Source organism: Citrobacter sp. RHB36-C18, from assembly GCF_013814485.1.
GTDB classification, from domain to species: Bacteria; Pseudomonadota; Gammaproteobacteria; order Enterobacterales; family Enterobacteriaceae; genus Citrobacter; species Citrobacter braakii.
This window is the reverse complement of the sequence record NZ_CP057125.1, coordinates 4,000,361-4,015,720: the sequence shown is the minus strand read 5'-3', so window position 1 is coordinate 4,015,720 and position 15,360 is coordinate 4,000,361. Positions and strand designations below refer to the sequence as shown.

Genomic DNA, 15,360 nt, shown 5'->3' with positions numbered 1-15,360 from the left:
AAAATCAATCACTCGGCTTTGATGCCCAAGAGCGTCGAGGCGCTGGCCTGACCGCTTAATAACTCATCCGTTTTGCCCTGCCAGGCGATGCGCCCGTCGGCGACCACAATCGAACGGGACGCAATTCGCGCCGCATCTTCTACGCTGTGGGACACCATCAGCAACGTAAGCTGTTTATCGCGACAGACCTCGGCAACCAGCGTTAACATCTCCTGGCGCAGGGCGGGATCGAGCGCAGAGAACGGTTCATCAAGCAGCAAAATGGGTTGTTCCCGCACCAGGCAACGCGCCAGCGCTACGCGCTGTCGCTGACCGCCGGAAAGCTCACCGGGGAGGCGCTCCAGAAGTGAGTCGATCCCCATTTGCTGGGCGATGTGATGCATTTTCTCCCGCTGCGATGCGTTCAGCTTCAATCCCGGGTTAAGGCCCAGGCCGATGTTTTGTTGCACGCTCAGGTGGCTGAACAGGTTATTTTCCTGAAACAGCATCGAAACGGGGCGACGTGAGGGAGGCGTGGCGGTGTGATCTTCACCTTCAATCAACATGGTACCGCTGGCAGGCGTGAGAAAGCCGGCGATCAGATTCAGCAGCGTACTTTTCCCGGCGCCGCTGGGCCCGAGGATCGCGACCTGCTCACCGCGTGCGATCGACAACGTAAAGCGCATCGGCAAATGGTGATAAAGCCATGTGATATCAATCAGTTTTAACATTTCGACCCGGCAATTTCTCAATAACGGTAAACAGCGTAAAGCACAGGATCAGCAGCAATAACGCCGTAACTGCGCCATCCTGACTGCGATAAGAGCCAATCTGCTGATATAAATAAAACGGCAGGGTGCGGAAATCCTCATTACCAAATAGCGCGACCACGCCAAAATCGCCAATCGACAGCACGCAGGCAAAAGCCATCGCCTGCGCCAGCGGGCGCTTCAGGGCACGCAGTTCAACCACTTTCAGGCGCGACCATCCCTCAATTCCCAACGACTGGCACAACATACTGTAGCGGGTGGTGACGTCCCGCATTGGGTTTTCCAGCACCTTCAGCGCGTAAGGGATCGCCATCAGCGCATTGGTAAAAATGACAATCCCGTCGGCTGATTCGGGGAGTCCAATGGTGTTATTGAGCAGCAGAAAGAAGCCGGTTGCCAGCACGATGCCCGGCATGGCGAGGATCATCATGCCGCTAAGTTCCAGCATCTGACCAGCCAGCACCTGCTGTCGGGCACGCAGTTCACGACTGCTCCATAACAGCATCATGGTGAGAACTACGCACAACGCACCTGCCGCCAGCGCAATGCGCAGCGAGGTTCCCAGTGCGTGCCACAGTACAGGTTGCTTAAGAACATCCAGCATATGGCGGTTAATACCATCGACAATTACCGCCAGCAGCGGCGGCAGCAGTAGCAGCAGGGCCAGAATAATCAGCAGTGCGTCTGCCAGGCGGCTGTGCAGATGATCGTCGGGATCGCGCCAGCCCTGAACCAACGTGGTACCGGGGGCGATGGCGCGGCTCAGACGTTGGCTGAAGAGCACCAGCGCTAAACAACAAACCATCTGGATCAACGCCAGCATGGCGGCGCGGGCGGGATCGTAATCAAAGTTCAGCGCCTGATAAATCGCCAGCTCGATGGTTGTGGCCTGCGGTCCACCGCCCAGTGACAAAACAGTGGCGAAGCTGGCGAAACAGAGCATAAAGATGAGCGCCGCGACGGGAAGAATTTGCCGACGCAGCCACGGCCATTCAACAAAGCGGAAGAAATGCCAGCCGCGCAGACCCAACTGAGCGGCTAACTGTCGCTGTTCGCCGGGAATATTCTCCAGCGACTGCAACAGCAGACGACTGGCCATCGGCAGATTGAAAAAGACGTGCGCCAGCAGAATGCCCTGCAGACCGTACGGCGAAAACGTCCATTCCAGCCCGAATGTATGCCAGATCGAGGCCAGCCAGCCCTGACGACCGTACACGCTAAGAATACCGAAGACCGCGACCAGCACTGGCAGGATTAACGTCATCGCGCACAGGCGCAGCAGCGCCAGTCGTCCTGGAAAACGGCGGCGATAGAGCGCTCTGGCAAGGAAAATCGCCGGGATGACCGACAACACTGCGGATAAAAAAGCCTGCCAGAAAGAAAAGCGCACCACGTGCCACAGGTAGTCGTCTTGCCACAGTGAGAGCCACTCCCCCCGTGGGGCGTTAAACCACAGCGCCAGAAACGCGGCCAGGGCAACGGCCACCATCAGCGTGGCGGCGGTAAGCCCTGGAACCAGCCAGCCGGAAATTAACGGCTGACGGCGCGTTGCCATTCGCTAATCCATGCCTGGCGTTGAGCCGCAACCTGCTGCGGCGTAAATTCCAGCGCGGTGGCTGGCTTATTCAGTTGCTCGAATCCAGAAGGCAGGGCGACCGGGGTTACCGGATACATCCAGTTGCCGGTCGGAATCGCATTCTGGAAGGCTGGAGACACCATAAACTTGAGGAATTTCTCGGCCAGTTCCGGCTGTTTGCTGGCCGCAGTACGGGCGGCGACTTCCACTTGCAAATAGTGGCCTTCGCTAAAGTTGGCTGCGGCGTAGTTGTCTTTTTTCTCGGCGATGATGTGATAGGCCGGAGAGGTGGTGTAGCTGAGTACCAGGTCGCTTTCGCCTTTCAGGAACAGGCCGTAGGCTTCACTCCAGCCCTTGGTGACCGTGACGGTTTTTGCCGAAAGCGCGCGCCAGGCCTCCGGCGCCTTATCGCCATAGACTTTTTGCATCCATAGCAGCAGGCCCAGCCCCGGCGTGCTGGTACGCGGGTCCTGATAAATGACGCGCCATTTTTGATCGCTTTCTACCAGTTCTTTCAGGCTTTTGGGCGGATTCTTCAGCTTGTTCTTATCATAAACGAAGGCGAAATAGCCGTAATCAAACGGAACGAAGGTATCGTTTTTCCAGCCGCCGGGCACGTTTACGGCTTCACTTGCTACACCGCTTTTGGCAAACAGTTTAGTTTGGGTGGCGGCTTCCAGAAGGTTGTTATCGAGGCCCAGTACGACGTCAGCTTTACTGTTTTTTCCTTCCATGCGCAGGCGGTTAAGCAGCGAGACACCATCTTCCAGCGCGACCAGTTTCAGTTCACAGTTGCAGTCAGCTTCAAAGGTTTTTTTTATTGTCGGGCCCGGGCCCCAGTCAGCTGCGAACGAGTCGTAGGTATAAACGGTCAGTACAGGTTTGGCGAAAGCAGGCGCTGCGCACAGCAGTAAAAGCGGAAGACATTTTTTAAACACTTTGCACCTCATAAAGTTGGGTGGCAAAGGACTTGAGTTGCAGCCTCAAATCCCTTCGCCGGCATTATCCGGATCAGGTTCGACGGGTATCTCTCAGCCCATACACTTCATCATTCACGCTGCCTCTGTGTTGGCTGCGTTACTCGGCCCATCTCCGGGCCTCGCCCCTTCGGGGCCGCTGCAAGCAGCGTTCAAATCTGCTCCCGGCAGATTTGTCGCTCACCCCAGTCACATAGTTATCTATGCTCCTGGGGACTCACTCGCTTGCCGCCTTGATGCAGCGTGAATGATTCTGTGTATGTTTTTATTTAGCACCCCGTTGAGAACGGCGTTAGTGTAATGATTTTGTTGCTATGCGGCAATCAAGAGCCGGATCTAAGGATCCGGTGGTGCAAACCACGCCGATTTAAAATCAAACCAGCCGAGGGTATTCATGCGTAACCCGCGCATACTGCGCTGTCCCTGAATGATCAGCCAGTGGTGGATCAGCGGCACAATGGCCTTTGTGGCGAGCAGCTGTTGGCACCATGCCGCCAGGCTCATTTCGCCCGTTCGCCAGCGGGCCGCATCGTTTTCCCAGTCCCGCGAGATACAGTTTTGCAGTAACGGGACTTCGCACAAATGGGCGAACAGCGAGAAATCCAGCGGTAGGGTAAAATTGGCGCTGTTGAGCCAGATATCGCTGACGATTTCACCCGCATGCCATTGATCGTAGTCGATCTCCTGAATATTTAACTGTACCTGATGCTCTGCCAGCAACGTCTTCATGATCTGCGCGATAATCCGATGTTCGATGTGATCGCGATAGTAGGTGATCGTCAGCGTTTCCAGTCCGGCGGGTTTTTCACCATGGCCGGGTTTGGCATGGTGCCAGCGGGGGAGCAAACCGTAGGCGGGAAACCACAGTCGCTGGAACTGTTCGTCGGCGTGGCAGATGAGATGGGTTGGCGAAAGAACGCGGCTAACCCAATCGCGAACCTCCTGATTAGCGCCACGGTGGGTGCGCGCATCAAACAGCAGGTAGTAGCATCCTTCCTCGAGGCGGCTTTCGATCGCCTTTTCATCCTCCGTGGGGCCTTTTAGCGTCAACCCACCGCCAGGCTCTTCACCGATATCGGGTAAAACCCAAACGTTAACTTCGTCGATCAGCGCCCGGTAGCCAAAATAATCATCAAATGCATGAATTTTCAGTTGGTTATTGGTATTGCGCATCACCGCATAGGGACCAGTGCCAATTGGGTGGCTGGAGAAGTTGCTGAGCGTCTCCCATTCTCGCGGCAGGATCATGGCGGGGACTTGCCCCAATAGCCAGGGAAGCCAGCGGTCGGGTTGGGCGAGATGGATATCCAGCGTCCAGGCCGTGGGAGAAACGATCTGCGTGATGTGCGAGTACAGCGGCAGGGCGTTAATGCGCATCAGCGAGGTGATGACATCTTCCATTTCCAGTTCGCGGCCATGATGAAAATGAATCCCCGGACGCAGGAAGAATCGCCAGTGTAAAGGTGAAATTTGCTGCCAGTGATGGGCGATGTCCGCTTCCAGTTCCCCATTTTCCTCATTTACCCGAATTAAGGCGCTGAAGATTTGCCGGGCGATATGAGTTTCTGAACGGCGTAGCGCCGTACCGGGAAGCAGGTTGTGCATGGGACGATAATAGAGAACGCGCATGATGTGCCGCCCCTGGCGAAAACTGCGCCCCAGGTGAGAAACCAGCATCTGTCGTACGGCCGTTTTGTCACCGACCAACTGCACCAGTTGATCGATGCGATCCTGTTCCAGCAGGTCTTCTGCCCGCTGCTGCTGGAGTGCCAGCCCGGTATAGAGGAAAGTCAGGCGCGAGCGTTTACCTCGCCCAACTTCGGCTTCCCACGTTAACCAGCCGCGTTCTTGCATGGTATTGAGCAGGGTACGCATATGGCGGCGCGAACAACTCAGCAGCTCCGCCAGCTCGTTCAGCGTCGTGTCTTGCGTTTTGCCGTCACAGCATTGCCACAGACGGATGAACTGTTGTTGCAGACGACCAGAAGACATAAAAGGGGAACTCCTGCGAAAAACTCAGCAATTTTATTATCCCTATATTAAGCCAATAATAGATTCCGATGAAGCGATGAGACAACGAAGGGGTCATCTATGCGTCAGTTCTGGTTGAAATACTTTACCGCGACGGAAAAATCGTCCTGGTTGGCTTGCCTGAGCGCACCGCAGCGCTTAAAGATGCTCGAAGAACTGATGCAGTGGGAGGTGACAGCCTGACTCCTGAATTGGGAATTGCAGACATCATGTGTGACTGAGTATTGGTGTTAATCGCCGCGCCAGCAGATAATCACTGCTGGCTTTTTTTGTTTCTGCTGCGCTAAAAGGAACTGTAATGCTCTGGATTATGACCATGGGACGGCGCCTCAACGGCGTTTACGCGGCATTTATGCTGGTCGCTTTTATGATGGGCGTAGCAGGTGCATTGCAGGCACCCACGCTGAGCTTGTTCCTGAGCCGTGAAGTCGGGGCGCAGCCGTTTTGGGTCGGGCTGTTTTATACCGTCAATGCGATTGTCGGGATCGTTGTCAGCCTTGGCCTCGCGAAACGATCCGACAGCCAGGGCGACAGGCGCAAGCTGATCATGTTCTGCTGTTTGATGGCAATCGGAAACGCGCTGCTGTTTGCGTTTAATCGCCACTATCTCACGCTTATCACCTGCGGTGTGCTGTTGGCCTCGCTGGCGAATACCGCCATGCCGCAGCTGTTTGCGCTGGCGCGGGAATACGCTGATAACTCCGCGCGTGAAGTGGTGATGTTTAGCTCGGTGATGCGTGCGCAGCTTTCGCTGGCCTGGGTAATTGGACCGCCGCTGGCCTTCATGCTGGCGCTGAATTACGGCTTTACGGCGATGTTTTCCATTGCCGCAGGGATTTTCGCCATTAGCCTGGTGCTGATTGCGCTGATACTGCCGTCAGTCACGCGGGTGGAGCAACCTGTTGACGTACCGCTGGAACAGACCGGCGGTTGGCAGGACAAAAATGTGCGCATGTTGTTTATTGCCTCCACGCTGATGTGGACCTGCAATACCATGTACATCATCGATATGCCGCTGTGGATAAGCCTTGAGCTGGGGTTACCGGACAAGCTGGCCGGTATCCTGATGGGGACGGCGGCTGGGCTGGAAATTCCGGCGATGATCCTGGCGGGCTACTATGTGAAGCGCTTTGGTAAACGGCGAATGATGATCGCGGCCGTCGCGGCGGGCGTACTGTTTTATCTTGGTTTGATCTTCTTTCACAGCCGCACGGCGCTGCTGGTGCTGCAACTATTTAATGCAGTATTTATCGGTATCATCGCCGGGATAGGAATGCTGTGGTTTCAGGATCTTATGCCAGGGCGTGCGGGGTCAGCGACCACATTATTTACCAACAGTATTTCAACGGGGGTCATTCTCGCGGGAGTGATTCAGGGGGCTGTTGCGCAAAGCTACGGTCACTTTGCCGTCTATTGGGTGATTGCGGCGATTTCTGTGATCACGCTGGTGATGACCGGGCGGGTAAAGGACGTTTGATTTTTGGAGTGCCGGATGCGCTGCGCTTATCCGGCACCACAAGGACTAGCGCATAAACGCTGGCTGCTTGTCTTCGTACTCGGTGATGGCTGCTTCATGCTGCAGCGTCAGCCCGATGCTGTCCAGACCGTTCAGCATGCAGTGGCGGCGGAAGTCGTCGATTTTAAAGCTGTAGGACTTATCGCCCGCTTTCACCACCTGCGCTTCCAGATCCACTTCAAATTTAATGCCCGGATTGGCTTTCACCAGGGCGAACATTTCATCTACCTGCGCGTCGCTCAAGGTCACCGGCAGCAGTTGGTTATTGAAGCTGTTGCCGTAGAAGATGTCAGCGAAGCTTGGCGCGATCACTACTTTAAAGCCGTAATCGGTCAGCGCCCATGGCGCATGTTCACGGGAAGAGCCGCAGCCAAAGTTTTCCCGCGCCAGCAGAATTGACGCGCCTTTATATTCCGGGAAGTTCAGTACGAACTCTGGGTTAGGCTGTTGCCCTTTTTCATCCAGAAAACGCCAGTCGTTAAACAGATGAGCGCCAAAACCGGTGCGCGTAACCTTCTGCAAAAACTGTTTGGGAATAATCGCGTCGGTATCCACGTTGGAGGCATCCAGTGGGACAACCAGGCCGGTATGTTGGGTAAATTTCTCTGCCATGGTAGTTTCCTTATTTGATGCTGCGAATGTCGGCAAAATGACCGGTAACGGCGGCAGCGGCGGCCATGGCCGGGCTGACTAAATGCGTGCGACCACCGCGGCCCTGGCGGCCTTCAAAGTTACGGTTGCTGGTGGATGCACAGCGCTCGCCTGGGTTCAGGCGGTCATTGTTCATGGCCAGACACATGGAACAGCCCGGTAAACGCCATTCAAACCCGGCTTCGATGAAGATCTTGTCCAGACCTTCCGCTTCAGCCTGCGCTTTCACCGGACCAGAACCCGGCACAACCAGCGCCTGTACGCCTGGCGCAACTTTGCGTCCTTTGGCGATTTGGGCCGCAGCGCGTAAATCTTCAATACGCGAGTTGGTACAGGAACCGATAAACACTTTATCAATAGCCACTTCTGTTAACGGAATACCCGGTTTCAGCCCCATATATGCCAGCGCTTTTTCAGCCGATGCGCGCTCAACGGGATCGGAAAATGACGCCGGGTCGGGAATATTATCGTTCACCGAGATGACCTGACCCGGGTTCGTACCCCAAGTGACCTGCGGTGCGATCTCTTCTGCCTGCAGGGTAACGACGGTATCAAACGTCGCGTTGTCGTCGGTTTTCAGCGTTTTCCAGTACGCAACCGCGTTGGTAAAATCCTCACCCTTCGGTGCGTGTAAACGCCCCTGCACATAGTTAAAGGTGGTTTCATCCGGTGCGACCAGACCCGCTTTGGCGCCCATTTCAATGGCCATGTTGCACAGGGTCATACGGCCTTCCATGCTCAGCGCACGGATGGCTTCGCCACAAAATTCAACGACGTGCCCGGTACCGCCTGCACTACCGGTTTTACCGATAATCGCCAGCACGATATCTTTGGCGGTAATGCCAGGTGCTGCCGTGCCGTTAACTTCAATCTTCATGGTTTTGGCACGCCCCTGTTTCAGGGTCTGCGTCGCCAGAACGTGTTCAACTTCAGAGGTGCCAATACCAAAGGCCAGCGCGCCAAACGCGCCGTGTGTGGCGGTGTGGGAGTCGCCGCAAACGATGGTCATACCCGGCAACGTTACGCCTTGCTCAGGCCCCATCACGTGAACGATCCCCTGATACGGGTGGTTCAGGTCGTACAGTTCGACGCCAAATTCATTGCAGTTTTTGATTAATTCCTGCATCTGAATGCGGGCCATTTCGCCGGAAGCGTTAATGTCTTTGGTCTGCGTGGAGACGTTATGGTCCATGGTGGCAAAGGTTTTACCCGGCTGGCGCACCTGACGGCCATGCGCACGCAGGCCATCAAACGCCTGCGGAGAGGTCACTTCATGCACCAGATGTCTGTCGATATACAACAGCGGGGTTTCGTTTTGCGCTTCGTAGACGACGTGCGCATCGAACAATTTTTCGTATAACGTTTTGGCCATGATTACACCCCTTCTGCGACGTAACGGGCAATAATGTCACCCATTTCATCGGTACCGACTGCGGCAGCGCCACGGGCTAAGTCACCGGTGCGAATGCCTTCTTCTAATGCGCGGTTGATGGCGCTCTCAATTGCGGTTGCCGCATCATTGGCGTCCAGGCTGTAGCGCAGCAGCAGCGCCAGCGAAAGGATTTGGGCGATAGGGTTAGCAATGTTTTTCCCGGCGATATCCGGAGCGGAGCCGCCAGCGGGCTCGTACAGACCAAAGCCCTGCTCATTCAGGCTGGCGGACGGTAACATCCCCATTGATCCGGTGATCATGGCGCATTCGTCAGACAGAATGTCGCCAAACAGGTTGGAGCACAGCAGCACGTCGAACTGGGATGGATCTTTGATCAACTGCATCGTCGCGTTGTCGATGTACATATGCGCCAGTTCAACGTCCGGATATTCATTAGCAATTTCATTGACGATTTGGCGCCACAGAATAGACGTTTGCAGTACGTTGGCTTTATCAATCGACGTGACTTTGCGGCGACGCTGGCGAGCAGATTCAAACGCGATACGTGCGATACGCTCGATCTCGAAACGGTGATAAACCTCGGTATCAAAGGCTTTTTCATGTTGTCCGCTGCCTTCGCGGCCCTTTGGCTGACCGAAGTAGATACCGCCAGTCAGTTCGCGCACGCACAGGATGTCGAAACCGTTTGCGGCAATATCTGCGCGCAGAGGGCAAAATGCTTCCAGACCCTGGTACAGCTTAGCCGGGCGCAGGTTGCTGAATAATTTGAAGTGTTTACGCAACGGCAGCAGCGCGCCGCGTTCAGGCTGCTGATTGGGTGGCAGATTTTCCCATTTCGGGCCGCCAACGGAGCCAAACAGAATGGCGTCAGCTTGCTCACAGCCTTCAACCGTCGCTGGCGGCAGCGGCTGACCATGGTTATCGATAGCGGCCCCCCCCACGTCGTAGTGGCTGGTGGTAATGCGCATGTTAAAACGGTTGCGGATTGCGTCCAGTACCTTCAGGGCTTGCGCCATCACTTCCGGGCCAATACCGTCGCCCGGCAAAACAGCAATATGATAATTCTTCGACATCACACGGTTTCCTTGTTGTTCTCGTTGTTCTGAGCTTTGCGTTGCAATTCTTTTTCGACTTCTTCGGCGCGCCAAATGTTGTTCAGCACATGAACCATCGCTTTCGCGGACGATTCGACGATATCTGTTGCCAGACCGACGCCGTGGAAGCGGCGACCGTTATAGTTAGCAACGATATCCACCTGGCCCAGCGCATCTTTACCGTGCCCTTTGGCGGTCAGGCTGTATTTCACCAGTTCGATGTTGTACTCGGTCACACGGTTGATGGCCTGATAAATGGCATCGACCGGACCGTTACCGTTCGCCGCTTCGGCTTTGACTTCTTCACCGCAGGCCAGCTTGACGGAGGCGGTGGCGATGTCATTTGAGCCGGACTGCACGCTGAAGTAATCCAGACGGAAATGCTCCGGCTCTTCCTGCTGTTTATTAATAAAGGCCAGCGCTTCCAGGTCGTAATCAAATACCTGACCTTTTTTATCCGCCAGCTTCAGGAATGCGTCGTACAGGTTGTCCAGGTTGTATTCATTCTCTTTATATCCCATCTCGTCCATACGGTGTTTCACTGCGGCGCGTCCGGAACGGGAAGTCAGGTTCAACTGCACCTGGTTCAGACCGATGGATTCAGGCGTCATGATTTCGTAGTTTTCACGATTTTTCAGTACGCCGTCCTGATGGATGCCAGAGGAGTGGGCAAAGGCGCCGCTACCGACAATGGCTTTGTTGGCCGGAATAGGCATGTTGCAGATTTGGCTGACTAACTGACTGGTACGCCAGATTTCCTGGTGATTAATGCGGGTCTGTACGTTCAGGATATCTTTGCGCACTTTGATCGCCATGATCACTTCTTCCAGTGAGCAGTTACCGGCGCGTTCGCCGATACCGTTCATCGCGCCTTCCACCTGGCGAGCACCGGCGTGGACGGCCGCCAACGCGTTGCCAACGCCCAGACCTAAATCATCATGGGTGTGCACGGAGATGATGGCTTTATCGATATTCGGTACGCGTTCATACAGACCAGAAATGATTGCTCCGAATTCGAAAGGCATGGTGTAGCCCACGGTATCGGGGATATTGATAGTTTTGGCTCCCGCATTAATCGCGGCTTCGACCACGCGGGCCAGATCGGCAATAGGGGTACGGCCAGCATCCTCGCATGAGAACTCCACGTCATCCGTATAATTACGCGCACGCTTCACCATGTAGACTGCTCGCTCGATCACTTCATCCAACGTGCTGCGCAATTTCGTCGCGATATGCATCGGCGAGGTGGCGATGAACGTATGAATGCGGAAAGCCTCAGCGACCTTCAGAGATTCTGCGGCAACGTCGATATCTTTTTCTACGCAGCGGGCTAAGGCGCAAACGCGGCTGTTCTTCACCTGACGAGCGATGGTTTGTACGGACTCAAAGTCACCCGGTGAAGAGACCGGAAAACCGACCTCCATCACGTCAACGCCCATACGCTCGAGGGCCAGCGCAATCTGCAGTTTTTCTTTCACACTCAGGCTCGCCTGTAACGCCTGTTCACCGTCACGTAAGGTGGTATCGAAAATAATGACTTGCTGGCTCATGGTTTAGGTCCTTGGTCTTTAGGGCGCCTTGCTTCGAGCATAAAAAAACCCGCGCAACGGCGCGGGTTTTTTGTCTTAACTGGAGCTGACTTAATGCTGAATGTCGTCCACCAGTCTACCGCGCAATGAGAATGCGTTTAGTAGTAGTAGACCGATAAAACGAGCAATGTAAGTCATCAATCAAGCTCCAGGCGAATGCGATATGCTTTTAGTGGTACTGGATATGAAGACTGATGTCAACCCCATTCCCTGCAAATGCTCCCGTTAAGGGGGAAAGTTTCTGATAAACTTAAGCGAATTGTGCTGAATTTCCCAGGGTATATAAAATTAATCATCTGATCGTTGAACATGTTTTTCACGGTTTGACATATTTAAGCATATTTATTTGCATTTATGGCAACGGAGAACTGAAGATAACGCCTCGTTTGGGATTTCATATCTTTATGATTTATCAGCTTTTATAGTCATTATGAATGGGTGAAACCAATGTGTTACCCAATAATTGATAAATTAATGTTAACTTTTAATGTGTTAATAATAGAAATGTTTAATTAAAACTTAAATACGTATTCACTGTGCGTATGATTGTGTATTCGCCATGCTTATGGTTATATTGTTTTCGAAATTTAAACATATGTATCATCGCGCAGTGACATCTGCCGCACTACGCTTGTGGTGTTCTTTTGTACATTTAGATTTGTGCCTTTATGTTTTCCTAATTTTAATGTTTTTCCTTTTTCTTATTTTATATGCATGGTAAATCATATTAACGGAGATTATTTCTGCACTCCGTCTGGGAAAAGGGAGTTTAGAGTGACAGTGGAGTTAAATATGCCAGAAGTAAAAATAATAGATAAATCTAATCTCATAGAGATGGGGAAGCCACAGCTTCGCATGGTTGATCTTAATTTATTAACTGTTTTTGATGCGGTGATGCAGGAACAAAATATTACGCGTGCTGCACATACGCTGGGGATGTCGCAACCCGCTGTCAGTAATGCGGTCGCACGCCTGAAAGTCATGTTTAACGATGAGCTTTTTGTTCGTTATGGCCGTGGAATCCAGCCGACAGCAAGAGCCTTCCAGCTGTTTGGCTCCGTTCGTCAGGCATTGCAATTAGTGCAGAATGAACTGCCTGGTTCTGGCTTTGAACCTACCAGCAGCGAGCGTGTATTCAATCTTTGCGTATGCAGTCCATTGGATAATATTCTAACTTCGTTGATTTATAATCGAGTTGAACAAGTCGCGCCGAACATTAATGTCGTTTTTAAATCTTCACTAAATCTAAATACCGAGCACCAATTACGTTATCAGGAAACTGAGTTTGTTATTAGCTATGAAGAATTCCGTCGTCCGGAATTTACCAGTGTTCCGTTATTCAATGACGAAATGGTGTTAGTGGCAAGCAAAAAACATCCGCGCATTAGTGGCCCATTGCTGGAAAGCAATCTCTATCATGAACAGCATGCCGTGGTTTCGCTCGATCGCTTCGCCTCATTCAGCCAGCCGTGGTATGACACACCGGATAAACAATCCTGCGTGGCTTATCAGGGAATGGCATTAATCAGCGTGCTTAATATTGTGTCGCAAACGCACCTGGTCTCTATTGCGCCGCGTTGGTTGGCGGAAGAGTTCGCCGATTCTTTAGAACTGCAGATATTGCCTTTACCTTTAAAATTGAATAGCCGCACATGTTATCTTTCCTGGCATGAGGCTGCGGGGCGCGATAAAGGACATCAATGGATGGAAGAACTGTTGGTCTCCGTCTGTAAGAAGTAGCCGCTGGCAGAATAAATCGGGGAATACATCTGGTTTATTCTGCTTTTATATTTATATCTAAAATTTTGTGCTGAACTCGACTTTTTACGTATGTCCGAAAGTGTAAAAAAATAGACTAATTGCTGTAAGTCCCCCTTTTTAAGCGATTATTTATCATATCAATTGCTTATGCTGGTTTAATTCTCCATTTATTCAATTCTTACCTCCGTTTTATTCTTATTTACTCCAGTGCCACCCCTTCGGAGTCAATTGCCATGCGTCATCGTCAGCGGTTAATGTGTTGTTAAACCGTAATTCATTATAAGAGTGAGGCAAGCCATGGAGATGTTGTCTGGAGCCGAGATGGTCGTCCGATCGCTTATCGATCAGGGTGTGAAGCAGGTATTCGGTTATCCCGGGGGGGCCGTCCTCGATATTTATGATGCATTGCATACGGTCGGCGGTATTGATCATGTGTTAGTCCGTCATGAGCAAGCCGCGGTACATATGGCTGATGGCCTGGCGCGTGCCACGGGAGAAGTGGGCGTCGTTTTGGTCACTTCCGGACCAGGGGCAACCAATGCGATCACCGGGATTGCAACGGCATATATGGATTCCATTCCGCTGGTGATCCTCTCCGGCCAGGTCGCCACCTCCCTGATTGGCTACGATGCCTTTCAGGAGTGCGACATGGTGGGTATATCCCGCCCGGTGGTAAAACACAGTTTTCTGGTTAAACAAACGGAAGATATCCCGCAGGTGCTGAAAAAAGCCTTCTGGTTGGCGGCAAGCGGTCGTCCGGGGCCGGTGGTGGTGGATTTGCCGAAAGATATTCTGAATCCGGCGAAAAAACTGCCTTATAGCTGGCCGGAGTCGGTGAGTATGCGTTCGTATAACCCGACAACGACCGGGCACAAAGGACAGATAAAACGTGCTTTGCAGACGCTGGTCGCGGCGAAGAAACCGGTTGTCTATGTTGGTGGTGGCGCGGTGAATGCCGCCTGTCACGAACAACTGGGGCAAATTGCCGAAGCACTTAATCTGCCGGTTGTCTCCTCGCTGATGGGGTTAGGCGCGTTTCCGGCCACGCATCGCCAGGCGCTGGGAATGTTGGGCATGCATGGTACTTACGAAGCGAATATGACCATGCATCATTCTGATGTGATCTTTGCCGTCGGCGTTCGTTTTGACGATCGAACGACCAATAACCTGGCAAAATATTGCCCGAATGCGACCGTGCTGCATATCGACATCGATCCGACCTCTATTTCAAAAACCGTCACTGCGGATATTCCGATTGTGGGCGATGCTCGCCTGGTGCTGGATCAGATGCTTGAACTGCTGCCGCAGGAGAAATCGCAGCAGCCGCTGGATGATAACCGTGACTGGTGGCAACAGATCGAACACTGGCGCGCTCGTCAGTGCCTGAAATACGACACGCAAAGTGAAAGTATTAAACCGCAGGCGGTGATTGAAACCATCTGGCGTCTGACGAAAGGGGAGGCATACGTGACCTCTGACGTTGGCCAGCATCAAATGTTTGCCGCACTTTACTATCCGTTCGATAAACCACGCCGCTGGATTAACTCAGGCGGCCTCGGCACCATGGGATTCGGTTTACCCGCGGCGTTAGGGGTGAAAATGGCGCTGCCGGATGAAACGGTGGTGTGCGTTACCGGGGATGGCAGCATTCAGATGAACATCCAGGAACTGTCGACGGCGCTGCAATATGAGCTACCGGTACTGGTGCTCAACCTTAACAACCGCTATCTCGGCATGGTCAAACAGTGGCAGGACATGATTTACTCCGGGCGTCACTCCCAGTCTTACATGCAGTCGCTACCCGATTTTGTGCGCCTTGCTGAAGCTTATGGGCATATCGGTATCCAGATTAATCATCCAGGCGAACTGGAGAGCAAGCTGGGCGAAGCGCTGGAACATGTGCGTAATCATCGCCTGGTGTTTGTTGATGTCACCGTCGACGGCAGTGAGCATGTCTACCCGATGCAGATTCGTGGGGGCGGGATGGACGAAATGTGGTTAAGTAAAACGGAGAGGACCTGAT

At 53.1% G+C, this 15,360-nt stretch carries 12 protein-coding genes and 1 riboswitch; of the genes, 4 read left to right on the top strand and 8 right to left on the bottom strand.

The features are described from left to right. Positions 1–8: 8 nt before the first annotated feature. The 4 genes from thiQ to sgrR all read right to left on the bottom strand — a co-directional run bounded on the left by thiQ (position 9) and on the right by sgrR (position 5,294). Positions 9–710, bottom strand: a complete 702-nt coding sequence (thiQ, locus tag HVZ52_RS19135) for a thiamine ABC transporter ATP-binding protein ThiQ (RefSeq protein ID WP_016151677.1) — start codon at positions 708–710, stop codon at positions 9–11. Further along, positions 694–2,304, bottom strand: a complete 1,611-nt coding sequence (thiP, locus tag HVZ52_RS19130; protein ID WP_080859377.1) for a thiamine/thiamine pyrophosphate ABC transporter permease ThiP — start codon at positions 2,302–2,304, stop codon at positions 694–696. The genes thiQ and thiP overlap by 17 nt, the downstream gene beginning before the upstream one ends. Then, the gene (gene thiB / locus HVZ52_RS19125; RefSeq protein WP_181598593.1) at positions 2,280–3,263 is read right to left on the bottom strand and encodes a thiamine ABC transporter substrate binding subunit; all 984 of its coding nucleotides are present in this window, start codon (positions 3,261–3,263) and stop codon (positions 2,280–2,282) included. Before thiB ends, thiP begins: the two co-directional genes overlap by 25 nt. Before the next feature lie 33 nt (positions 3,264–3,296). Beyond that, positions 3,297–3,399: riboswitch (TPP riboswitch) on the bottom strand. A gap of 239 nt (positions 3,400–3,638) precedes the next feature. Continuing rightward, positions 3,639–5,294 (bottom strand): HTH-type transcriptional regulator SgrR, encoded by a 1,656-nt coding sequence (gene sgrR / locus HVZ52_RS19120; RefSeq protein WP_016155682.1) that lies wholly within the window; start codon positions 5,292–5,294, stop codon positions 3,639–3,641. A gap of 99 nt (positions 5,295–5,393) precedes the next feature. On the opposite strand from sgrR, the gene sgrT reads away from it, so the two are divergent. Beyond that, positions 5,394–5,516, top strand: a complete 123-nt coding sequence (gene sgrT, locus HVZ52_RS19115) for a glucose uptake inhibitor SgrT (protein ID WP_016151681.1) — start codon at positions 5,394–5,396, stop codon at positions 5,514–5,516. A 115-nt stretch (positions 5,517–5,631) separates the two neighbouring features. Beyond that, positions 5,632–6,810: a sugar efflux transporter gene (locus HVZ52_RS19110; protein ID WP_065554749.1), complete on the top strand. Its 1,179-nt coding sequence runs from the start codon at positions 5,632–5,634 to the stop codon at positions 6,808–6,810. Positions 6,811–6,855: 45 nt separating this feature from the next. On the opposite strand, the gene leuD is transcribed toward HVZ52_RS19110, so the two are convergent. Genes leuD through leuA form a run of 4 tightly spaced genes read right to left on the bottom strand, consistent with a single transcriptional unit; the run spans position 6,856 to position 11,537 of the window. Then, a complete protein-coding gene (gene leuD / locus HVZ52_RS19105; RefSeq protein ID WP_181598592.1) occupies positions 6,856–7,461 on the bottom strand; it encodes a 3-isopropylmalate dehydratase small subunit in 606 nt (201 codons plus the stop codon). A gap of 10 nt (positions 7,462–7,471) precedes the next feature. Further along, positions 7,472–8,872, bottom strand: coding sequence for a 3-isopropylmalate dehydratase large subunit (gene leuC, locus HVZ52_RS19100; protein WP_016155685.1), 1,401 nt, complete (start codon positions 8,870–8,872; stop codon positions 7,472–7,474). 2 nt (positions 8,873–8,874) lie between these two features. Continuing rightward, entirely contained in the window at positions 8,875–9,966 is a 1,092-nt protein-coding gene (gene leuB, locus HVZ52_RS19095; RefSeq protein ID WP_016155686.1) for a 3-isopropylmalate dehydrogenase, read from the bottom strand. Beyond that, the gene (gene leuA / locus HVZ52_RS19090) at positions 9,966–11,537 is read right to left on the bottom strand and encodes a 2-isopropylmalate synthase (protein ID WP_016151686.1); all 1,572 of its coding nucleotides are present in this window, start codon (positions 11,535–11,537) and stop codon (positions 9,966–9,968) included. The genes leuB and leuA overlap by 1 nt, the downstream gene beginning before the upstream one ends. A gap of 831 nt (positions 11,538–12,368) precedes the next feature. Here leuA and leuO point away from each other — a divergent pair. Both leuO and ilvI read left to right on the top strand, forming a co-directional pair. Continuing rightward, positions 12,369–13,316: a transcriptional regulator LeuO gene (gene leuO / locus HVZ52_RS19080; protein WP_016151687.1), complete on the top strand. Its 948-nt coding sequence runs from the start codon at positions 12,369–12,371 to the stop codon at positions 13,314–13,316. A gap of 318 nt (positions 13,317–13,634) precedes the next feature. Beyond that, the gene (ilvI, locus tag HVZ52_RS19075) at positions 13,635–15,359 is read left to right on the top strand and encodes an acetolactate synthase 3 large subunit (protein WP_181546307.1); all 1,725 of its coding nucleotides are present in this window, start codon (positions 13,635–13,637) and stop codon (positions 15,357–15,359) included. The last annotated feature ends 1 nt before the right edge of the window (position 15,360 follow it).